The 22722-nt window shown below is 45.7% G+C and carries 20 protein-coding genes and 1 tRNA gene; 6 read left to right on the top strand and 15 right to left on the bottom strand.

Annotated features, from left to right (window positions below; translation table 11 throughout):
• Positions 1 to 2 precede the first annotated feature (2 nt).
• Positions 3 to 1025, bottom strand: a complete 1023-nt coding sequence (locus B3N33_RS08505) for a 3-oxoacyl-ACP synthase (protein ID WP_214060281.1) — start codon at positions 1023 to 1025, stop codon at positions 3 to 5.
• Between the two features lie 172 nt (positions 1026 to 1197).
• Positions 1198 to 2007: an alpha/beta fold hydrolase gene (locus tag B3N33_RS08500; protein ID WP_214079096.1), complete on the bottom strand. Its 810-nt coding sequence runs from the start codon at positions 2005 to 2007 to the stop codon at positions 1198 to 1200.
• A 137-nt stretch (positions 2008 to 2144) separates the two neighbouring features.
• Between B3N33_RS08500 and B3N33_RS08495 the strand changes: the two genes are divergently transcribed.
• Both B3N33_RS08495 and B3N33_RS08490 read left to right on the top strand, forming a co-directional pair.
• Entirely contained in the window at positions 2145 to 3149 is a 1005-nt protein-coding gene (locus B3N33_RS08495; RefSeq protein WP_214060279.1) for an SIS domain-containing protein, read from the top strand.
• 173 nt (positions 3150 to 3322) lie between these two features.
• The gene (locus B3N33_RS08490) at positions 3323 to 3463 is read left to right on the top strand and encodes a hypothetical protein (RefSeq protein ID WP_214060278.1); all 141 of its coding nucleotides are present in this window, start codon (positions 3323 to 3325) and stop codon (positions 3461 to 3463) included.
• Between the two features lie 432 nt (positions 3464 to 3895).
• Here the strand turns inward: B3N33_RS08490 and B3N33_RS08485 are convergent, their stop codons facing one another.
• From B3N33_RS08485 to glpX, 10 genes are all read right to left on the bottom strand, one after another.
• Positions 3896 to 4558, bottom strand: coding sequence for a class I SAM-dependent methyltransferase (locus B3N33_RS08485; protein WP_214060277.1), 663 nt, complete (start codon positions 4556 to 4558; stop codon positions 3896 to 3898).
• A gap of 79 nt (positions 4559 to 4637) precedes the next feature.
• A complete protein-coding gene (locus B3N33_RS08480; protein WP_214079095.1) occupies positions 4638 to 5612 on the bottom strand; it encodes a Gfo/Idh/MocA family protein in 975 nt (324 codons plus the stop codon).
• 1 nt (position 5613) lies between these two features.
• Positions 5614 to 6624, bottom strand: coding sequence for a Gfo/Idh/MocA family protein (locus B3N33_RS08475; RefSeq protein WP_214079094.1), 1011 nt, complete (start codon positions 6622 to 6624; stop codon positions 5614 to 5616).
• Positions 6625 to 6656: 32 nt separating this feature from the next.
• Positions 6657 to 7892 (bottom strand): metallopeptidase TldD-related protein, encoded by a 1236-nt coding sequence (locus B3N33_RS08470; RefSeq protein ID WP_214060325.1) that lies wholly within the window; start codon positions 7890 to 7892, stop codon positions 6657 to 6659.
• A gap of 12 nt (positions 7893 to 7904) precedes the next feature.
• Positions 7905 to 9245 carry a TldD/PmbA family protein gene (locus B3N33_RS08465; RefSeq protein ID WP_292592966.1) on the bottom strand — a complete coding sequence of 447 codons (1341 nt, stop codon included), beginning with the start codon at positions 9243 to 9245 and terminating at the stop codon, positions 7905 to 7907.
• Positions 9246 to 9488: 243 nt separating this feature from the next.
• Positions 9489 to 10550: a glutamate 5-kinase gene (proB, locus tag B3N33_RS08460; RefSeq protein ID WP_099828671.1), complete on the bottom strand. Its 1062-nt coding sequence runs from the start codon at positions 10548 to 10550 to the stop codon at positions 9489 to 9491.
• On the bottom strand, positions 10550 to 11791 hold the full coding sequence (locus B3N33_RS08455; RefSeq protein ID WP_292589837.1) for a glutamate-5-semialdehyde dehydrogenase: 1242 nt from the start codon (positions 11789 to 11791) through the stop codon (positions 10550 to 10552). The genes proB and B3N33_RS08455 overlap by 1 nt, the downstream gene beginning before the upstream one ends.
• Positions 11775 to 12605: a pyrroline-5-carboxylate reductase gene (gene proC / locus B3N33_RS08450; RefSeq protein WP_214061333.1), complete on the bottom strand. Its 831-nt coding sequence runs from the start codon at positions 12603 to 12605 to the stop codon at positions 11775 to 11777. Before proC ends, B3N33_RS08455 begins: the two co-directional genes overlap by 17 nt.
• 21 nt (positions 12606 to 12626) lie before the next feature.
• Complete coding sequence (locus B3N33_RS08445) at positions 12627 to 13214, bottom strand: type 1 glutamine amidotransferase (RefSeq protein WP_214061334.1); 588 nt, start codon at positions 13212 to 13214, stop codon at positions 12627 to 12629.
• Between the two features lie 141 nt (positions 13215 to 13355).
• Positions 13356 to 14369, bottom strand: coding sequence for a class II fructose-bisphosphatase (gene glpX, locus B3N33_RS08440; protein WP_214061335.1), 1014 nt, complete (start codon positions 14367 to 14369; stop codon positions 13356 to 13358).
• A gap of 396 nt (positions 14370 to 14765) precedes the next feature.
• Here glpX and B3N33_RS08435 point away from each other — a divergent pair, with 396 nt between their 5' ends.
• From B3N33_RS08435 to B3N33_RS08420, 4 genes are all read left to right on the top strand, one after another.
• Complete coding sequence (locus B3N33_RS08435; RefSeq protein WP_214079090.1) at positions 14766 to 15467, top strand: DUF3298 and DUF4163 domain-containing protein; 702 nt, start codon at positions 14766 to 14768, stop codon at positions 15465 to 15467.
• A gap of 100 nt (positions 15468 to 15567) precedes the next feature.
• Positions 15568 to 15657: transfer RNA gene (locus B3N33_RS08430), tRNA-Leu, on the top strand.
• Between the two features lie 68 nt (positions 15658 to 15725).
• Positions 15726 to 16472 carry a WecB/TagA/CpsF family glycosyltransferase gene (locus B3N33_RS08425; RefSeq protein WP_292589843.1) on the top strand — a complete coding sequence of 249 codons (747 nt, stop codon included), beginning with the start codon at positions 15726 to 15728 and terminating at the stop codon, positions 16470 to 16472.
• Positions 16469 to 17755 carry an amidohydrolase gene (locus B3N33_RS08420; RefSeq protein WP_292589844.1) on the top strand — a complete coding sequence of 429 codons (1287 nt, stop codon included), beginning with the start codon at positions 16469 to 16471 and terminating at the stop codon, positions 17753 to 17755. The genes B3N33_RS08425 and B3N33_RS08420 overlap by 4 nt, the downstream gene beginning before the upstream one ends.
• Here the strand turns inward: B3N33_RS08420 and disA are convergent.
• The 3 genes from disA to B3N33_RS08405 all read right to left on the bottom strand — a co-directional run bounded on the left by disA (position 17736) and on the right by B3N33_RS08405 (position 22721).
• Positions 17736 to 18815 carry a DNA integrity scanning diadenylate cyclase DisA gene (gene disA / locus B3N33_RS08415; RefSeq protein WP_214061338.1) on the bottom strand — a complete coding sequence of 360 codons (1080 nt, stop codon included), beginning with the start codon at positions 18813 to 18815 and terminating at the stop codon, positions 17736 to 17738. The genes B3N33_RS08420 and disA overlap by 20 nt on opposite strands.
• Positions 18802 to 20127 (bottom strand): DNA repair protein RadA, encoded by a 1326-nt coding sequence (gene radA / locus B3N33_RS08410; protein WP_214079087.1) that lies wholly within the window; start codon positions 20125 to 20127, stop codon positions 18802 to 18804. The genes disA and radA overlap by 14 nt, the downstream gene beginning before the upstream one ends.
• A 101-nt stretch (positions 20128 to 20228) precedes the next feature.
• Positions 20229 to 22721 (bottom strand): ATP-dependent Clp protease ATP-binding subunit, encoded by a 2493-nt coding sequence (locus tag B3N33_RS08405; RefSeq protein WP_214079086.1) that lies wholly within the window; start codon positions 22719 to 22721, stop codon positions 20229 to 20231.
• Position 22722: the final 1 nt, after the last annotated feature.

Below are 22722 nucleotides of genomic sequence, written 5' to 3'. Positions count from 1 at the left end.
TCCTAAACTTTGCCCCATTTTACGGTTGTTGCGGCCCAGACGAAGCCTAATCCGGCGCCGACCATAACGATCACATCACCGTCTTTGATCTTTCCTTCTCTCAAACCCAATTCAATTGAGAGAATTTGATCATTTTGTCCAAGATGGCCGTAGTAATCAAGGTACGTACTCTGATTTTCCTTCAGCCCAAGCTCTTCAAGAACTGCAAAATGAGCCGATCTTTTAAAATGTAGAATTGCTAAATAATCGATATCACTTTCAGAGTAGCCGCTCTTTCTTAGAGACTCTCTGATAACCCAATAGAAGTTGGGCATTGTCGTCTCTCCAAGACGCTTCTTGAATTCTGCTGTGTCTCCCTGGACACGAAAATGGTATTCCGACACATCTTCTCTGCTCATCGGCCATTTTTTTGTTCCGCCTACCGGGACGACACAAAGTTCGGAAAAGGAGCCGTCACCTTTGAATGCGGAGGAGAGAACGACATTTTCGTTATACCCTTTCTTCATGACTACTGCCGCTCCGCTTGCTCCAACATCCAGCATAAAAGAAGTAGAGGGCTCGGAGAGATTCATCAGATCAACATTCCTATAGCCGCTTACAAGGAGCACTGTTTCCACGTCGTCTCGCGCTATCATCATGCTCTTTGCGATATCCATGCCAGCCATCATCGAGCCGCACATGGCTTCCATATCGAACGACCAGGCATTTGTTGCCCCAATCTCGTCGGCCACCTTTAATCCGGCCAACCAGCAAGGATAATCCTTGTGTTGAGCTCCATTCCAGATTATCAAATCGACATCTTTGGGATGAGTACCGGAGTTTTCGAGAGCTTTCCTTGCGGCTCTTATTCCCATGCTACTCGTTGTGTCTTCTGGTCCTGGAAGCAATCTCCTCTTCACCCCGAACTTCAGTTCTATCACGTCTCGAGGAATTCCAGTCGCCTCAGCTATCTGGTCGGGCGTCATGTAACTGTCGGGTATGTATGTCCCGATTCCCGCTATGCCAATTACCGGAACTGAACTCACCAAGATCACCCCTCACACTTTGCGCGGCGTGATTCATCTCTCATAAATGAAAGATGAATCATCTCTCACTTTAAGAATACACTAAACGCGTTGAGATTCTAAGTTCGATTTGAGCCGTTTAACGAGGATTATTGTCGAAGTAAGATGAATAACTTCTACATTGTCTTGTTTACTAACAATTCTTTAGAACAAAGCCTATTACAGCCGTAATGAATTCTCCTGACTTTTCGAGGAAAGCTCCGTGACCCGCATCTTTAATAACCAAAAACTCGGAGCCTTTTACTTTTTCGTGAATCATCTCTATCTCTTCAATTGGGGTAATAATGTCTCTATCAGCACCAAGAAGTAACGTTGGACACTCAATCTTGTGAAGCTCATCCAGCACGTTGAAATCAGGATTTGAAGAGACAAGCCTTATGAAACCTTCAAACCATTCCCGATTGAGAGTTGACTTAAAGGTCTTCTGCCTTTCTTTCAGCCAGTTCAGGTTTCTGTTATAGAACAAGTCGGAGTATATAAACGGAATTGCAAGTTTGAAGAACCTCTCCCCATCGTATAGCATTGCGGCTTCCTTCCACGCTTCGCCTAACTCAGCAAGGAAAGGTGAGATTCTTGGAGGGGTGTTCGCGAGGACCAATGATTTGACCCTCTCTGGATACTTTATTGCAAACATCTCCGCCACCTGTCCACCATAAGAGAGACCTACTATATTTCCTTTAGAGATATTCAGAAAGTCAAGTAGATCGACAAGATCATTCACGTGAACAGAGATATAGTATTGTGACTGCTTCCTTTCGGACCGTCCCTGATCCCTGAAATCCATGAGTATCAGTCTGAAATGCTTGGAGAAATCTGTCAGAAAACCCGCCCATGAACTCGTGGACATCATTATCCCGTTAAGAATGACAAGCGATGGTCTGCTCTCATCTCCATGTTCTTCGTAATATATCCGGGTACCATCTTTTGTTGTGACTAACGACATAGCTTCACCTCCGCACTAATTATGGCACCAATACCACCGATTAGTCAAAACACTCTTCCGAGATGATAAACTCTTAATGGTGAGCTATTATCAATTCCTTTAGGATCGAGAATTCCCACAATGAAAGGATGATAAACATGTCGAAATTCATGCAGGATATGCTAGAGCAACCAGATGCCGTTAGAAGACTCCTTTCCTCTTCTGGCATTATCTCGAAGAAGGCGAAGAGTCTTAATTTCGAGAGGGTACTTTTTACAGGGATGGGAGCTTCACTCCATGCGGCGGAGACGGCAGCTACCTTTCTAAAATCATCAGGGGTAGACGCCGCAAGTCTTGAAATGTCCGAACTTATATCTTACTCATCCAGGGAGCTCCTCAAACTGTATTCCACCATCTTCCTGATCAGTCAGTCTGGTGAAAGCGCTGAGCTGCTGAGGTTCATTGAAGATAACACGGAACTACTTCCAGTGATGGCATTGATCACGAACAATGAACAGAGCAGTGCCGCGAATTTTCTTCCAGGTGAAAGGGTTTTCCTCCTTGAGGCCGGAAATGAAAGATCTATGGGTGCTACCAAGACTTTCGTAAACAGCGTAGTCTTAATGTTGTTGATTGCTGCTTCAAAGACGGGAAGATCGTTGAATTTCTCTGAACTGCCTTCAAGAATAGAAGAGGCGATTTCTCTTGATTTGTCTTGGCTCGCCACTCTTCTTTCTGAGAAGAGGGAGAAGATTCTTGTCGCAAGAGGGTACGGCCTCGGAGTTGGCAGCATGGCAAGACTTATGTTTGCCGAAGTCGCTAAGATTAGCTTGATTTTCTACGCAGGAGCAGCCTTCAGGCATGGCCCTGTTGATCTGTTGATTGACAGACCGGTTGTACTCACTATGAATCCGGAAGGTGTAACCCAAAACCTGATGCAGGAACTACACAGAGATATTTCAGACAAGTGTGACCTAATAACGCTAACGAATTTAAAGAAAGAGAGTGTAGAGTCCATATATGTTTCCGAAGGTCTAGACGAAGTGCTTGCCTCAATTCCGATGATGAATGTTCTTCAGAAGTCCGTTGAAGAGATAGCGAGAAACCGGGGTTTCGATCCTGGGGCAGGAGTCTACGGAACGAAAGTAACGACCAAGGAATAGAAATATAGAGTACTTGTTGCAGAAGTTCCCACCCGTACGATGTCCTCATCACTACCTATAGGTTAGGGAGTAAGTGAGAAATCATATCATGCTCCTTCGCCCTTGACAATACATGCTGTATTTGGCTCTTGATGATCCTGATCCTAAGTCCTCCCTTGAAGGAGGGCTACGCATTGGCGGAGGGTGTCTCTGAAGGAACGAGTGCAAGACTAAGAGGGACCAACACCGAGAGCTCCGTTTCGAGAAAAACCATATTCGAGATTACCAAGAGTGAGGAGAGAAAGCAGATCCCGTATAACATCACTGCAGAATGACAGAACAAAAGAGGCGAAGAATGGTATAGACCACAGAAACCGGGCAGTCTCTATTTTTGCTTCTTGGCTTTTCACAGCGCTCAGCGTGCAGCGTTTATTGACAAGCGGGTCTTTGAGCCGAAAGCGGTCTCTCCAGCTCATGCGGGGACTTATAATCAATAGCGTAGAAATGCGACATCAGGTCTATTGATAACGATTACTAGTTCAGGAACTCAGTAATAAGGTGACTGAACTCCAAAGATGATGATGTGTGCAGCGATGAGGTAAGAATCCGGGTATAGGATACCACCTAAATCGGATTCATCGATCAAGACTTCTCTTATACATGAATTCTTCGACTTGGCACAAAAAAGCGAAGCTCCAGTTTTCATCAAAACTTCGCGGTTCAAGGCTTCTGGAGACTTTCAGAATATACTTATCTTGAAGACATCGCTAGGAAAAGGAGGCGCATATCAACCCCACCAACGGATGAATTTGAAGAATCTCGATTTCTTCTGCACCAGATTTTTCAAAGATCTCTCGCATGAACGAGATGCTCGCCGGATGATCTGTCTCGCTGTCATCAAAATAGACCTCATCCCATTCGTCCCTGTACTTGCCAGGGTCATCGAACCACATGATGTCGCCGACAACAATCCGCCCAGGACGTTTAAGCATCGCTGAAAGCTTTGAGATTGCCTCCGCCTTCATAGAATCAGTAAGATGGTGAAGAGAGTATATAGCGACTATCTTGTTTACATTCTTTTGCGAAATATCCGTCTCTTCACACGGGTCCTCAAAAGATCCTCTATAGAACTCTACATTCTCGGCTCCCGCGCTTGCAACGTTCATTCTTGCATCTTCGAGCATCCTTTTACTTATGTCTATACCTATTACTTTTTTGCAATGCTGACTGGCTGCCACGGCCCATCTCCCTCGCCCGGTTCCAATATCTAGCAGAACGTCATCCGCGCCAAGCTCAAGAAAATCAAGAGCAAGAGCTCCCACCATTGCGATTATGTCTCCCTTGAATGGGTCGATATCTGCTATAGGCGAAGCTTCGGGAAGGCTGTCAAACTCCTGTTCAAGTTTTCTACGGTCATACTGCTGCTCCAAACAACTCACCTCATGACTGTTATCATAACACCTAGATTATACGCCTTATGAATAAGCAAGGCGAAAAAAGAAGATCGAGTCAAACAATCTCGATCTCCCTTCCTTCCCGAAAGCTCCTGTAGGCAGCAGAGACCACTTCAAGAGCTCTCAATCCGTCTTCTCCATTAGTCAAAGGTTCCTTCCCAGAATGAATCACTTCAAGAAACTCTCTCGTCAAAAGCTGATCGAGATCATCTCCGTAGTTTTCCCAGCGATTTCCTTTCTCGCTGGAACTGACTTCAATCTTAGAGTTGAAGATATCCAGAAAGAGAGTACCTCTGGTTCCCACAATGTGTATAGTCACATCACCCCAGTAAGGATGGATTCTCGGTCTCGACCAGCTGCAGTCAAGCGTCATGTACTGGTCCGTTGAAAGTCTGAACATCTCCAGTCCGCAGTCTTCGACACGTGTATCGTGAATCAGGGTGTCATATACGGCGTAGACCTGTTTGAACTCGCAGTCGAGGAGCCATCTTACGGTGTCAACAACGTGAACGGTGTGGTCCATAACAGCGCCACCACCGCTAAGTTCGGGATCTATGAACCAGCCTCCAGGCATTCTCCCGTGGTTAGTTCCAACAAGGTTGACGATTTCACCCAAAAGACCATTCTTGATCAACTCTTTGGCCTTTCTTACGGAGGCACTATATCTCACCGGAAAAGCCATCTGAAGCCTAACGTTGTTTATATGACATATGTCTATCATAGCCTCGGCATCTTCAACAGATGTGGCAATCGGCTTTTCGCACAATACATGTTTTCCGCATCGAGCAGCGATTTCCACGAACTCTCTGTGAGTTGAGTTCTCGCTTGCAACTATTACTCCGTCGCTTGCAGCTACAAGCTCTTCGGGGTGGTCGTACGATTTAACCTCAAGAGCAGTGCTCGCTCTTGCCATCCTTGATCTGTCGTGGTCATATATCCCAACAATCTCAACATCTCTTTTCCCCTTCAACGCTTTGACGTAGCTGTAGCCATGCATGTGAGCTATTCCAAGAATCGAAATTCTAGTCATCTCACGACACCTCCGAGAGTTCTACCGGTCTCAACAGTCTCGCCGACAGGTTGGCTGCCAGTGCAACTCTCAACGATTCTGTAGCCTCTTCACAGCTCACCGGGACTTCTTTGCCTTCCTCTATCGATAGTATGAACGATTTCAGCTCCTCGGTATATGGATCATTCAAGATCGGATTCTCTTGAGAGTATAGGGGCTTGCCGTCGATTGAGGTTTGAAGGCGAAGCGTAGTTTCTCTCTCGTAGCTGTTCGTGATCATTCCCTTAGTGCCGATGAACTCGTAAGATGTTCCAAATCCAACCGGCATGTCGGCCGGTTCGGCCCAGCTGCCTTCGATGTGGGCCAGTGCGCCGGACTCGAACCTCAGAATCGCCATGCCGTGATCGAAAGAAGGCTTTTTCACTGTCGAGCTGAGTTCTACGGACCTCGCTTCGACGGTTCTCACCGGGCCAAGCAGTTTTCTAAGAAAATCAAAATCGTGTATGGAGAGATCGATGAAGACCCCGCCGCTTTTGGTGATATCTGCAAACCAGTTATCTATACCGTGCGAGGGAAAGGATCCTCCTCTGTAAAGTCTAGCCATTACGATTTCGCCAACGTCACCTGAGGAAGCGAGTTCTCTAACCTTAATATACTGCGGAAAGAAGCGTACGACGTGGCCCACCATAAACACTCTGCCGCTTTTTTTGGCCGCCTTGTCCATTGCCACGGCGTCTTCAATCTTCAGTGCTACCGGCTTTTCGCAGAAGACATGCTTGCCCGCCTCGAGAGCTCTGACTACAAGATCTCTGTGAGTGAAAGTCGGCGTGCAGATATCAACTATTTCTATTTCGTCATCTGCAAGGATTTCATCAAAACTTGCAGCGATTGCTCGATATTTGTCGGAGATAACCTTCGCTCTGCTTCCAACTGGATCGACTATCGATAAGGGACTCGTTTCATCTATCGTTCTATATGACCGAGCATGAACGTTTCCCATCATTCCGGCTCCAACTATTGCTATCGGGCGCACATCACACCTCCAGACTATTGGGAAGAAAAACGCTACAGTTTGCTCACCTTCATATCTATTATCGTCATCTTCGAATTCTCCGCTCCCAGAAAATCGTCGTTTGAGACCCCGCGAAAGTCCTTGCCAAACATATCATACATATGAGAACTCAAACTCAGCTCGGGGAGCCTTCCGACAAACCTCTCTCCATCAAACAGGAAGGCAAGTTGAACCGGGGTTGCAAAGCGCCCGTCCTGTGTGAAGTCTCCTCCACTGGCAATTAGAATGAAGATAGCCTTCTGACCTTTGAGAAGCTGTTTTGCAGTTTCCTGTGATTCAGCGAATTTAAGCTTCGGTATCCCCAGCTCCGGCAAACCATCGTACTCTCCACCTGCAGAACCAGTATGAGGTAGATTAAAAGTTGTAGCCGTTTTCTTATCCGTATATGGCGACTTTAGCACTCCGCTCTCAATTAGAGCAAATCTATCCAACTGATTTACAGTCCCTTCTAGATCAAAAAACGGTTCGAAGAAACCATCATCGACGTTACGCGTCTGCAAGAGAGTGACTCTATCGGAAAAGATCTTCTCACCGACTTTCCCTGACAAAAGGGATCCGCCAGAACCAAACAGCATCCCATTCAAAGACTCATAGAGTTTCTTGTAATACGTCATGTCGCCCGACATGAAAGCTACCGGATATACTCCTTCTTCTATGTCGTGGAGCTGGTTCTTGTATGCATCACAAATCATATTAGTCAGTCCTACAAACGAATCCTTTCGGAACTCTCTTCCTTCGTATCCTGTCATTGCATCGATAATGTTAGATGACTGTTTGTCCTTTATTACTAGTTCCATGCTGAGAGATTCTCGAGACGATCTCAGATCAAGACCGAGATCATTCTCCAGAAAAGACTCTACCCTAGCCGACTTGAATAAATGACTGAAACTGAATTGTGGCTGATCTCTTCTCAGTCTCTCAAGGATATCTTCTGCAGCTTCCAGAAGCTCCGCCTCGTTCTGAAGATCTGATTCGTGCTGTTCTTCTCTCTTTAGTTCTTTGCAAGGTTCGCAAGCATAAGGAATTCCAAGCTCGAGAGATTCTCTTGCTTTTTTTATGAGCTCTCGCTCATCGCAATTTCCAAAAGCACCGGCAACACCCATTGACTTACCATCGTAAAGACGAATTGAAGTTCGAAGAATGTCTTTCTTTCTTACTGAAGTAACCCGAGTTTGAACTATCTTCACAGCACTCTCTGTATAATGAACGACAAGTCTCTCTTTAGTCATAGTCAGCACCTCCTAGTGAGCATTCAACGAACGTACACGCACGTACGGTCCGCCGAATCCAACGGGAAGAGGGTACTGTTCCATCTTTCCACATCCTCCAAGCGCAAATGACAGAAGCTTGAATTCCTCGGTTAGTCCCTCTATTTCGTTAAGAGTCTGGAAAACACTTCCCGTCACAACAGAAATCTTCACAGGCTCAGCGATCTTTCCATCTCTGATCATATAAGCTCTGCAGGGAGCGAGAGTGAATGTAGACATTCCTGAACCATGGTTTAGTGAATCGACATAGAGTCCTTCTTTGATACCTGAAAGTAATTCATCAAAGGAGAGCCTTCCCGGCAGGATGTAGGTAGTCGTCATCCTAACTACAGGTTCGAACTCAAAGCTCACGGCCCTGGCGTTTCCCGTCAACTCCTCGTCTAGAGCGGCAGCAGTCTCGGCACTATGAAGCCTCCCTGAAAGACAACCGTTCTTTATCAAGTAAGTTTCTTCAGCTTTTGTTCCCTCGTCATCGAAAACAACGTTACCTACTCCAGGTTTATTTCCATCATCTACTATTGAAAGGATTTCGCTGCCGACCTTTCTGCCTATTTTCCACTCTTTCATCATCGTCTCGTCTCCGAGCATGAAGTCTGATTCACTCTTATGACCAAAACTCTCATGCGCAAACACACCTGCCGCCTCTGGAGAAAGAACCACCGGATATCTTCCAGGGATCACAGACTTTGCGTTTCTTATGAAGTATTCAGAAGCTTCAACTGACTTCCTGACGTCCTCGGAAAGTTCTTTGATCGATTCTAACTCGTTACCGGCAAGGTCGAATCTGTCCATAAGCTGCTCTTCTCCATCGGCCATTTGATAGAGCATTCTGAAGCCCACCCTTTGATAATCGAACTTCAAATCTGCTCCCTTGCTGGATAAGAAGCTCTTGACAACTCTCTGGTCTACGTATTGGCCCCTCCAAAATCTCACGAGACCACTTTCTTCGACTATGGGAAAATAGGTAGAAAGAATATCGCGCTTCTCCTTAAGAGGTATAGTTGAGATATCCGATGATTTCTCGAATCTCAAAAACGAACCCTTGTTTACCTGAAACTTCTGAACTATCTGGTTCGCTTCGATAGATGGATTCTTTTTAGCAAGATCTGCCAGCCTGTAGATCTCACCTTGAACAGAGTTCAGGTCCGTAGTAGAACTGAAATACCACCTCTCTCCATCGAAAATCCTGATGAAAGCCGCAACGTATTTCTGTTCCTTCATGTTATCCGTTCTTCCTAGAGTAACAACTATATTGCTATTCGAGACTTCCTCTACCCTAACATCAGAGTAAACATATTCGGGAAAATCAAACATATCCTACCTCCAACGACTATTTCAGTAAGAGTATATAACGATGTCAATAGAAACAAGTCAATTACTCTCGGCTTAGCGCCAAATAAGCGTCTCTCACAGATTCTCACCGGCTTGACCGGAAAACAAAGCTAGAAAGCTGTCGTCAAGCATTTCATGAGGCGGTTTACTATTACAGTGATAGTTCGCTGATCCCGGTTTCCTTCCCTCTGTAGAAGGCAGCTAATCTTTGCTCAGCCAGAGCTATCAGATACGGTAAGAGTTATCAATATGGACCACAACTTTTGCGCAGTCGTGACCAAGAATCGATGATATCCTGTCGCTTCTAACTCCCCTTATCTTATCGACTTCAAGCGAGGTGAAGTTAGAGATTCCCCTCGCAATTTCCGACCCATCAACCGAGAGTATACTAACCACCTCGCCTTCAGAAAAGTCTCCAGATACTTCTTCCACGCCTATGGCCAAGAGACTCTTTCCTCTTGCAATTGCGCCTTCTGCGCCTCGGTTGATCTTAATACTCCCTTTCGGAGTAGAGAGAAATCCAATCCACGTTTTCCGGGCACCTGGCGATTCTATCGAGGGAAATACGGTTCCAATGTCATCACCCTTTGCAAATCTCTCTATGTTATTCAAGTCTCTCCCATTACAGATGCAGCTTCTGATACCGCTTGCAGATGCGGCCCGTCCAGCTCTTATTTTGGTCTTAATGCCTCCTGTACCCCACGAGGAGTTCTCTATGTTCTTTAGTCTCCTAGATGTATCAAACACCGAAATCACTTCACCGTTTTCGTCTACGATTCCCTCTACAGTGGACATCAGTATCAGAAGATCGGCCTGCCATCCTATTGCAAACATCGAGGCGAGAATGTCATTGTCTCCAAACATTATCTCTTCGGTAGATGTTGTGTCGTTCTCATTCACTACAGGGATCAGACCCAATTCTATCAACCCTATAAGAGTATTCCGCAGGTTAAGAAATCGCTTCCTGTCTCCAAAATCGTCTCTGTTGACCAGGATCTGAGCTATTCTCTCGCCAAAAAGATCGAACACGTTTTCGTATAGTTTCATTAGCTGAACCTGACCCGCAGCACAAAGAGCCTGCTTCATGTACAAATCGCTAGATGTTCTTCTCCCTTCAAGATAACCGAAGCCCGCTGCTTTAGCCCCTGAAGAGACAAGAACAACCTGATTACCTGACGACTTCAGAATAGCTATTTCCCTTGCTAGCTCTGTTATGTACTTCTTGTCGATCTCGCCATCTCTTTTTACCAGGAGGTTTGATCCGACTTTCAACACGATTCTTGACATTACTTTCTCACCTGGTAATCCCCTAGTATCGTATACTTGTAGCTTGTAAGTTCCTTCAGGCCAAACGGACCGCGTGCATGAAGCTTCTGGGTGCTGATACCTATTTCACTCCCGAACCCAAACTCTCCACCGTCCGTAAATCTTGTTGAAGCGTTTACGTAGACAACAGCAGAATCTACGCATCTAAGGAATTGCCTGGAGTTGGAGTAGTCATTTGTTAATATCGATTCCGAATGTCCCGATGAGTACTTCTCAATGTGCTGCATAGCTTCTTCTACGTTCTCTACGACCTTGATTGCAAGTATTAGATCGAGAAACTCATCGAAGTAGTCCTCTTCGGTCGCAGGATTCATTTTCCAGTATTTTATCGATTCTGCGCAACCTCTGAGCTCTACTCCCTTTGCGGTAAGAACACTGGCGACCCGAGGAATAAACTCGGCCGCAATCATTCTGTGGACAAGTAATGTCTCGACTGCATTGCAGGTACCTGGCCTCTGAGTCTTCGCATTATCGACAATCGAAACCGATTTTTCCAAATCAGCACCATAATCGACGAAGATGTGACAATTACCAGTACCGGTTTCTATAACCGGGATTCTAGAATTGTCAACAACGAACTTGATGAGAGCAGCGCCACCTCTTGGGATTATAAGAGAAAGGTACTGGTTCATCTCCAACATCTCTTTCACTACTTCGCGTGAAGTATCTTCAACCAACTCAATGGAACCATCCGGAAGCCCGGCCAGAGAAAGTGCTTTCTTCATTATCAGTACGATGGCCTTGTTCGAGTTAATAGCGTCGCTTCCTCCCTTCAAAAGGATAGAATTTCCCGATTTTATGGCAAGGATCGATGCATCAACAGTTACATTGGGCCTTGACTCGAATATCATTCCGATGGCTCCTATCGGCACTCTTTCCTTCGAAATTCGAAGGCCGTCTTTCTGTAGCCGCGTACTCTCTATTTCGCCTACCGGGTCAGGCAGCACTATAACTTCGCGACAAGCCTGAACCATGGCTTGTATCCTACTTTCAGAAAGCGCTAGCCTGTCTATCAGCGATTCCTTCGTTCCTTTCTCTCTGGCGTTGGAGACATCGACAGCATTTGCTCTGAGAATCACATCCTTATGCATTTCAATCTCTTTAGCAATCATTGAAATTGCATCGTTCTTCTCTTCTGTGGTGATCAGCCTGAGTTTTCTGGAGGCATTCCTAACTCTCTCTCCCTTACTTAGCAGATCCATCTTCGGTCACCTCCAGTTCGGAATTTATCTCCCTTGCTCTTAGGTAAGTGTCAAACAACGCTTTCATTATGGTTCCCCTAAGTCCTTCCCTTTCCAAGGAGTAAATTCCCTCGATGGTTGTTCCTCCTGGGGAAGTTACTAGATGTCTGAATTCGCCCGGGTGATTGCCTTTAACTTTGAGGAGTTCAACAGACCCTCCGAGAGTTCCTAAAATTAGCTCTCTAGCGACATCATAGGAAAGGCCCATCTTCAAACCAACATCGATCAGCGATTCCACTATCACGAAGACGAATGCAGGACCGCTTCCACTCAAAGCCGTTACAGCTGCGAGGTCCTTTTCACGGACCTCAACTATGTCGCCCATCGTAAGAAGAATTCTCTCCACTTCTCTCTTCTCCCTTCCGGTCAAAGAAGTCGAGCAGACGAATCCCGTTACCCCTCGTCCGATAGCGCTCGGAACATTTGGCATGATCCTTGCAATCTTCTCCAGTCCTGTATTCTTCGAAATGACCTTGATTTCTATCCCGGTGATAGTACTGATAACCACTGGACCGTCGTTCTTTCCGTTAATTATCTCCAGGAATAGCTCCCCACAGTCTTGAGGTTTCACCGAAATGATCACGTGGGTGCAATTGGAAAGAACTTCATTTGGACTCTTTGCGATTACCACTTTTTCACTTTCGGCAGAAAGACCGGAGAGTCTGTCGAGATTCCTGTCCAGCAAGTAAAGCTGCTCAAGGTCATGCAGCTCGTGAAGCAGTCTGTTCGCAAAAATACCACCTATGTTGCCAACACCAATAATGCCTATTTTCATTTTCCCCTCCTGAATAGCTGTCTAGCGAGAATTAACTATAGTCGAGAAGTTGGAGAAGATTCTCAGCAACTCTTCTTCAGAACCAAGTTCGATTTCCTCTGGATGGAACTGCACACCGAATCGCGATCCGTCAAGAGAAGCTATCCCTTGTATGAAGGTCGATTCCCCCCATGCAATTTGATAATAGCCACCGGGAATGTATGGAAGGCCATAGTTGTGACGCTGATAGGCATTCACTTCCGATTTCATTCCCCTGAACAGCTCATTCGAAGTGTCCAACCTAACCTTTGATACTCCGAGCTCACGCGAGGCTACCAAGGATTCCTGAAAGAGCCGAGCCAAGATTTGCATTCCCAGACAAATACCCAGAACAGGACCATGAAAATCCTTAACAAATGAGGCTCCCCAAGAAAGAGCACCACCATCGAAATACTCGCTCATCGAGAAGCCTCCTGACAGAACCAGACCATCACATCCCGATCCATCTTCAGGAAAGCCCTCAAGAAATATCCTCCAGGTTCTGTATGCTACGCCTGCTGTCTCCAAAGCGCTTTCAACAGGCGATACAGATGTCCCAAAATCGGTGTCGTTCACCAAGACGCAAATCACAGAGTCTCCCCCCTCTGTTTTGCGGCAATTATAGCACTTTAACTAGTGGTAGCTGTCCGCAAAATGAAAAGCAGATCAATTGTGATTTGAAACGACTTCAGACCTCCAAACTCAGGGAAGTAAAGAACTGCGGATAAACTACTAACCTCTCTTACCAAGCAAGCTGTTGAAAATGAAGACTTCACCTCCCGATTTCGTTGTAATGGTCTTATAGGCGATTTCGTGATAAGCCCTTATTCTCCTAACCGTTCTGGTGCTTGATCGCATGGCGATAGAATCGGTTATAGCCTGGTTATGGGTGAAGCGAACACCCTTCAGGAATGAACCGTCAGTTATTCCGGTGGCGCTGAAGACAACCTCCTCACCATCAATCAGATCCTTTGTTCGATAGACTCTATCAAGCTCAAACGAAGAATTATCTACCTTTTCAATCTCTTCTGAATCTCTTGGCCAGCACTTCACCTGGATCTCACCACCCATACACTGAAGTGCCGCTGCAGCCAGAACTGCTTCTGGAGAGCCTCCAACGCCCATGTAGATTTCTGTCCCTCCATCAGGAAGAGCAGTCGCGATTGCCGCAGCAATGTCTCCATCATTGATCAGTCTGATTCTTGCACCGACAGCTCTAACGGCCTCAACGAGAGGGTAGTTCCTCTCTCGATCGAGCATTGTCACCGTCAGTTCCGATACTTTGACACCAAGGATAGCTGCCGCGATACGGAGGTTTTCTCGTGGAGTTGCGTCGATATCCAGGTTTCCTGCAAGCTCCTTTCCAACCGCCAATTTGTCTACATAGTAGGTTGGTAAAGGAGCTACCTTGCCTCCTTCAGTTGCTGCAATCACGCTTAACGCATTAGATCTTCCATTCGCAACCAACCTGGTTCCATCTACCGGGTCAACAGCGATAAGGACTTCCGGATCGTCGTCATTCCACTTTCCAACATGCTCTCCGGCAGCCAGCATTGGTGCATCGTCCTTTTCTCCTTCGCCAATGATTATGGTTCCCTTCATGTCGAGCAAATCTAAAATACCTCTCATTGCATCTACAGCTCTTTGATCTACTGCTTCTTTGTTACCGCGGCCAAGATAAACACTAGAAAAGAGGGCCGCCGCCTCTGTCACCCTCACCATATCTAGGGTTATTTCTGCAATCAAGACTATCACCCCCCCATGTGATAATCATAGCACCGGAATAAGGCTTTTTTGCTGAATGAATTCAGCGCCCGTTTTCGAATTCTGTAGTTGTCAGAAACATTGCGAAGCGTTTGTGCTTTTTCGGAACCGATATTTGCTGCAAATCACTGCTCATTCTGTACAGAAGACCGTTGTGAGAAACGATAACAGAGCTTGAACGATTAGAAACTTTCCTGATTCTGCGACAATCAATATCTGTAGCCATTGATCTCTCAATGATCACGATCCACACTTTCTTGATAGGCAACTAATCCCGATTTGTCAGTGATATGATCTTACTAGATGATCGCAGGAGAACGCTTCCGGTTGTGAAGAATACCGAACCGGTCTTTCAAGTGATCAAAAGGAGGGAATTGTATGCGTAAGCTGTTGATAGCAGGCTATCTATTTATTGCACTGGCCGTTGTCTTCTCCTATACGGTCGATCTTCCTGAGCAGATCTTTGTTTCTCAAGGGAAACTGATCTCCGTTCTTGGAGAGAATTTAATTGAGGATTCCGAAATCTGTGCCGTAAATGTACAGATACCTTCAGTCAATGGACTTAGAGACAGACCTTTCGAGCAGTTTCTGAATTCTACTATCGAGGGTGAAATATCCCAGTATAGAAGCGAAATCGAGGAATTGGCCCGGAAAGCTTTTGAAGAGTCTAAGACTTCTGAGTGGCCATTCAGAACTTTCGATGTCTATGTTGTTTACTCCGCTTATCTTAGTGATGGAATTCTAAGCATAGACATGGTCTTCAGTGAGTTCACCGGAGGCGCACATCCAAACGCATCGAGAAGAACGTATAACATCGATCTGGAGAAGTCCCGACTTGTTGCTTTGCACAACATTCTCGGAAGCAAAAAAACTGAAGAGAAATTGAACGGATTGATTAAGGAAGAAATCTCTGCCCGCGATGATCTCTGGCCTGAGTACTTTGAAGGAGTCACGTCGGATCAGGGCTTCTACCTTAAGGGAGGAAGGCTCTGCATTTACTTCCAACCGTACGAAATCGGTCCCTGGGCAGTTGGAATGCCTGAGTTTTGTTTTTCGCTTGAGGAGTTGCTTGGCAACTGATAACTCTTACCTGGCTTGCATTCCAAAGTGATTTCTATGCTTATTTCTGAGTGAACGCTCGTTGACACCAATAATCATTGATGGTAAAGTTTTATTGCTGGCCGAGGTGGTGGAACTGGCAGACGCGGCGGACTCAAAATCCGCTGGGGTTGAGAGCCCCGTGCGGGTTCGATTCCCGCCCTCGGCACCAGAGGAAGGCTTAGCCTTCCTCTTTTCGTTGAAAAGGTTTTCATTTGTGCTTTAATGAAGTGTGGAGGTGTGTGTTTGCAGTTCCTTGATTTTGATCTCCAGGAAAAAGACCTCGTTTCTGCAGCCGATGAGCTCATACAGCGAACGCAATTGGGAGTGAGATCACATGTGCTCACGCTCAACGCCTTGATTGCTTATGAATACATCAACAACGAAGAATACAAGAAGGCTCTGAGTACAGTCAATTATGTAGTTCCCGATGGTAGCGGTGTGCTGAAAGCGATCAAGCTGATTTCAAAACAAAGAATTGAAAGAGTACCCGGAATAGACCTAATGCTTAAAATCTGCGAACTTTCATCCGGGGTGGGTCAAAAGATATTCCTTCTGGGGTCGAAAGAGAGTATCGTAACAAAGACTACCGAAAAACTAAAACAAAGATTTCCACTAATAGACATCGTTGGGTATCACAGCGGCTTTTTCACACAAGAGGAAAGTGATACAATCGTTTCGAAAATAAACAATTCATCAGCGGATATTGTTTTTGTCGGTATGGGTGTTCCAAGACAAGATATCTGGATTGCGAAGAACCTTGACAGACTTAACGCCATGCTTTTGATGGGAGTCGGTGGTTCTTTTGATGTTATCTCAGGCGATCTGAAGAGAGCTCCTTTGTTCATGCAGAAAGCCGGCCTTGAGTGGCTGTACAGGATATTTCAAGAACCTGGAAAACGACTCAAGATTATCCCTAAATTATTCAGCTTTGAGTGTTACGTTATCAGATCCTATTTCGAATCAAAAAGAGGTGGTTCCAGATGATCGTAACTAATGTTTTGGCATTCACAAATGATCTGAAGAACCCTCTTGTGGATGATGCTTTGGTTAGATTTGAGAATGGGAAGATCACTTTTGTCGGACCGAGGAGAGAGTACAGCATCCAAGAAGACGAAGAGATAATCGACGGCGAAAGGGGAATTCTCTTGCCTTCGTTTTTTAATGCACATTACAGCGTCTATTCCAGCATCTCCTCATACCCATTGAAACTTCTTAAAGATAATCAGACTAACAAAAGCTTTTTCAGCAATCTGCTGGAATCCGTCAGAAGCGAGATTAACCCTTCTTTAGTAAGGCTTTCTGCGGAAGTCGCCGTATTGAAAGCAATCAGGAGTGGTTCTGTCGCAATCAGCAGCCCAATAGTCGATCATCCTGAAATCGATCCAACATTCTACAAGGAAGTCGCAGCCAAGTACGGAGTTTACCTTGCTGTCGGACCTATATTGACCGAGGAGACAATTGACAACATCGCGGAGCGCTGGGAAAGCGTTACTCGCGACTCCACGTTCTGCCCAATAGTCTACGTAAGTGAGCTTGCCACCTATAACGAAGATAGCCTGAGAAAATTGAGAGAGCTGTACGAAAAAGGGATGAATCTGAACCTCTTCATTTTCGACATGAAGAGAGAGAATGAGACTTGCCTTCTCAGGTGGGGAGAGAGTCTTATAGAGAGACTCCTGAAAAACGGTATCCTTGGATCCGAATGTGGTGTCATCTACGGAGGTAATCTAAGCGAAACTGACATGGATATTATCTCTTCCCGGAGAATCTTCGTGACGAAATCACTCAGATCAGAAATGTACGCAGGTAGCTTTCAGTCAAACATATCCGACCTACTCGGTCGGGGGATGCAAGTTTGTTTGGGTACAGGATTCATTGGTTCGGATATGTTGGGAGAGGCAAAGGAAGTTATTCTTACTGAAAGGTACCACAGGGGTTTCGACAATTATCTCATCGATTATGAGATAAGAAAGACTCTCTTCGATAACAACCACAGGTTGTTCCAGAAGTTGTTCGGAAAAAGTACGGGAGTGCTTAAAGAAGGCTATTCGGCCGACCTGGCGTTGTCGAGGTCCTGCCTTGACCTGGAAAAGTTCGATTCTCATTTGCCTATAACACTTCAATTGGTCCTGAAATCGTTCTTTGACACGAGTTTTGATAAGGTTTGGAATTCAGGGGAATTGATTCTTGACAAAGGTTTCCCTCAGAGAATTTCGAAGAAAGAGCTTAAAGATCTCTCTAAGGAGCTCAGAAACCTGGAATTGTGATCTCGCCGGACTTCTTGTAAACTTCAATTGCGTGTCTTATTGCAGAGGCACGCTTTTCGCCAATTCCGTCGACATCCATCAGTTCGTCTTCCGTTCCCTCAAGAAGATTAGATAGCGTCCCAAATTCCTTGCCCAGGTTTATTGCGACCTGAAGAGGAATTCTAGGTATATGCCGAGCAAAACGTATTCCTCTTGATCTAATGAAATACTCAACAGCCTGAGAGGCAGTGTTAATTTCGTATCCAAGATGTCTCAATATTACCCCGAAACTGCTTATCTCTTTTTCGCTTAGATTCCTCAATTTTCCGATTGCCTCTTCAAGATTATCCTGATCAAGTAACTGTTCACTGAAATCCAGGACGAGACTTTCGATTTCTTCATTAACATTCACCAAAATCTCTGCTAGTTGCAATGCAGGGAATCTTCCGTGGTTACCTAATTCGGCTATTGTAAACTCTGCTTCCTCGCAAATTAGAAGGACCATCAGTCCCTTTTGTATTGTCTTAACAACATCAAAGAGCGTGAGTGAACCTGCTCGCTCCATGAATTCTATTCCCTGCAGCGCCTCAATGAAGGCCTCTTTGTACTTCTCTGCCGTTCTTATTGTCTGAGTTATTTTAGAGGTAAGCGTCTCAACACTGTTCAAGGTATAAGTGTAATCGCCCAAAAAGATAGTCATCGTATTTCTTCTCTTTGAGACCGCAACAAGCATCTTGCCCGTCTCTTTAGCCATTCTTTCGGCAGCCCTGTGCCTCATGCCTGTCTGATTGGTCGGGATCGTGTGATCGGGAATCAGCTGAACGTTAGCTCCGACTATCGTTGTGAGATCATCATCCACCACGATCGCACCATCCATTTTGGCTAACTCATACAACTTGTTAGGATTGAACTGGCAGTTCAGAAGAAACCCTATCTGCATAAGCTGACCATACTTCTTGTAGTCATCGACAAAGAAAATCAGACCTCCCACGCTGGCATCCTGTATATCATCGAGAGCATGTCTTAAAGGAGTCCCCGGCGCAATCTTCTTGATTTTCTCTATTAGTTCACTCCTTTCCACTCTTCATACCTCCGATGATTTTCAAGAGTTGCTTCACATCTTTTATACCATTTCTTCCCTCTGGCGAGACTATCCTTGAGAAAGATGATTTTCTAGCTCTCTCCAGCCTCTTCTCTGTTGAAGATACTGAGCGAATGGTCCCGTCGAGGCCGATCTCACCAAAAAAGCCTACACCTTCAGACATTGATGTATCGGAGTACGAAGATATCAAAGCTGCTGCAATTGCCAAGTCAACACCGGTATCCTCTATCTGAAGCCCTCCTGCAACGTTAAGGTATAGATCAAGACTGTCCAGTGGAATACCCGCCCTCTTATTCAGCACGGCGGTTACTAGAAGCAGTCTTTCTAGTGGCACTCCGGTTGATAGCCTCCTGGGGGTTCCATATACTGGTTTCGAAACGAGCGCCTGAACTTCTACCAGAAAGGATCTCGAGCCTTCGTAGATAACCGATACTACGTTGCCGGGAGCACTTGTGTAATCCTCAACAAAGAGGCTACTTATGTCAGGAACCTCTTTCAGCCCTTCCGCAGTCATTTCGAAGACGGCGATTTCATCGGATGGACCAAATCGATTCTTCACGGTTCTAAGGAACCTGTATCCCGTCTTGCTTGATTCGAAATAAAGGACTGTGTCGACAAGATGCTCCACAAGCTTTGGACCAGCGATTTGCCCACCTTTAGTTATGTGAGATACTATCATAACAGGTATTTCAGAGGTCTTCGCCAGTGAAACGAGCATGTTTGCACACTCCTTGACTTGCACCACAGAACCGGGTAAAGAAGGAGCGCTTGACACCCTTATGGTCTGCAATGAATCTACCACCAGCATTCCGTACTTTCCAATCTCAAGCGATCTGAGAGCGTCTATTTCGTTAGTGGATACAACTTCTATTCGTTCCTTGTTTAGTAGCCGAAGTCTGTCGCCCCTCAACTTCAGTTGATGGACAGATTCCTCCCCAGATAAATAAAGAACGGGTCTCTCATCTGCCACCAAGTCTGATAGTTGCAGCATCAGAGTAGACTTCCCAATTCCAGGTTCTCCACTGACAAGAATTGCGCTACCGGGTACTATACCGCCGCCAAGAGATCTGTTCAACTCTTCGATGTGAGTGTCTATTCTCAAGGATTGTCTAGTGTCGATTTCAGAAAGAGGTCTAGCCTCTAGGTCTGCAATCGAGGAAGCTTCTTCGCGGCTTCCTTCTGCAGTAAAAGACACCGCGGTATTCCACTCGCCGCAGGAAGGGCAACGGCCGAACCAGGCAGGGGAATCATAACCACAGACTTCGCAAACGTAACTTCTTCTCTTCTTCATCATTTACAACCGCTTTGCTGCGGCTACTGCACCCCCTATCCTTAGATTCCAGAAAGGGGGGCGAGAAACTGCCCCCCTTGCTATCTTATCTGGAATGAGCTCTAGGTAACTGCTTTCACTTCAGTTTTCTCATCCTTCTTCTTCTTGAAGACGAGAACTCTGTTGTCAACTTCAGCCGTTATTAGATCCCCTTCTTGGAATCTTCCTCTGAGAAGTTCTTCGGAAAGAGGATCTTCAACGTACTTCTGGATAGCTCTCTTCAGTGGTCGAGCACCATATACAGGGTTGAACCCTTCATCGACCAGAAAGTCCTGAGCTGCTTCCGAAAGAAGCAATCTCAAGCGTTTCTCCTTAAGTCTCTTTCTCATATCGTTCATTAGTATATCGATTATCGACTTAATCTGAACTTTGGTTAGTTGATGGAATACTACTACCTCATCGAGTCTGTTAAGGAACTCAGGTCTAAAAGTTCGTTTTACCTCTTCGAGGACAGAAGTTTTCATGGCCTCATATTCTTTTTCCTCCTGAATAGACTCGACAAAACCTATCGAAGATTTCGTTTTGTTTATGAATTCCCCGCCTAAATTGCTTGTCATTATAACTATGGTATTCCGGAAGTCGACCTGTCTACCCTGCGAATCGGTAAGTCTACCATCGTCCATTATCTGTAGAAGAATGTTGAAAATATCGGCATGTGCCTTCTCAATCTCATCAAAAAGTATCACCGAAAAAGGCCTCTTTCTTATTCGTTCTGTCAGGGTTCCGCCTTCGTCATAACCAACATAGCCTGGAGGTGCTCCAATAAGCCTGGAAACGGAGAACCTTTCCATATACTCCGACATGTCGAACCTGACAAGGGCCTTGTCATCCCCAAACAAGTACTCGGCTAAGGCCTTCGCTAGTTCAGTCTTTCCGACTCCTGTAGGACCTAAGAATAGGAAGGCTCCAATCGGTCTTCTAGGATCTTTAAGACCGCTCCTAGCACGCCTAATTGACTTTGCAACGGCGGTAATTGCTTCGTCCTGGGATACTATCCTTTCGTGTAACGCGGATTCAAGAGTCAGCAACTTCTCGCTATCGGTCTCCTCAAGTTTTCTGAGCGGAATCCCAGTCCAATTGGATACGATCTCGGCGACTTCATCATCATCGAGAGTTACTATCTCGGAATCGACCCTGCTTCTCCATTCGTTATAACCGTCTCTATATTTCTGCTGTATCAGACGTTCTTTCTCTTTAAGCTGAGCCGCCTTCTCATATTCTTGATCTGCTGCAGCTGTCTCTCTCTTTATCTTAAGAACCTCGATCTCTCCCTGCATGTTCTTCAACTCATTCGGTACTGTGAGTTTCTTCAGTCTGGCCCTGGAACCTGCCTCGTCAATGATGTCTATTGCCTTGTCAGGAAGGAATCTGTCAGACACGTACCTATGTGACAAAGTTACCGCCGCCTCCAGACCCTTATCTGTATAATGAACTTTGTGGTGAAGTTCATACTTGTGTCTTATACCTTTCAGAATCTCTACAGACTGTTCGGGAGACGGTTCGGTCACATAGATTTTCTGAAATCTCCGCTCCAGAGCTGCATCCTTTTCTATGTACTTCCTGTATTCATCAGGAGTTGTCGAGCCTATACATCTAATCTCCCCACTGGCCAAAGCTGGCTTTAGGATATTTGCAGCATCTACGGCACCTTCAGCCGAACCAGCGCCAACTATCGTATGGACTTCATCTATGAACAGAATGATATTCCCGTTGGATTTCACAACATGGATGAGTTTCTTCAGTCTCTTCTCAAATTCACCTCTGTACTTTGTCCCGGCTATGAGTGAAGCTACATCCAGTGCAAAAATGACTTTATTCTTGAGTGTCTCGGGAACCTCTTCATCAACAATCATTTGTGCGAGTCCTTCAACAATCGCCGTCTTTCCGACGCCAGGTTCTCCAATCAAGACGGGATTGTTCTTCTTCCGTCTGGAAAGAACCTCCATTAGCCTCTGCCTTTCAATCTCTCTACCAACAATCGGATCTAGTTTTCCCGCTTTGGCCATAGCAGTAAGATCGGTGCCAAAGCCCTCAAGCTGCTTAATCGCTGAACTCATTGTCGGACTTTGTTGAACGAAAACATTATCAGGCTGCTCACTTCCTCCTTCTTCCCAGTCGCCCGTGATGTTTTCAATGATCTCTCTCCTAAGCTGCGACAAGTTCACTCCCATCTGCTTCAAAATGTGGGCCGCGATTCCTTCTCCTTCGCGAACGATCCCGAGCATAATGTGTTCCACATCAATCTTGTCTTGTCCGAGCATCTTCGACTCGTCATTTGCTAGCTCGATAACTCTCCTTGCTCTCGGGGTCATCTGTGGAGCCCCAACTACAGACTGATGTACATTCGTTCCAACCATAGAAGTAACTTCTCTGGAGATTCTCTCGTATGTAATCGAGTAGTTTCTCAGAATCCTAGTTGTTTGCTCATTATCAACCTTGATGATCGCTAGGAGGAGGTGTTCAGTTCCAACGTAAGGGTGGCCGAGACTTCTAGCCTCGTCCTGGGCTGTCACAAATACTTGGGCAGCGCCTTCAGAAAACTTGTCGAAGTACATT

The organism is Mesotoga sp. UBA5825 (genome assembly GCF_002432955.1).
GTDB lineage: Bacteria > Thermotogota > Thermotogae > Petrotogales > Kosmotogaceae > Mesotoga.
This window is presented reverse-complemented; position numbering and strand designations above follow the sequence as displayed.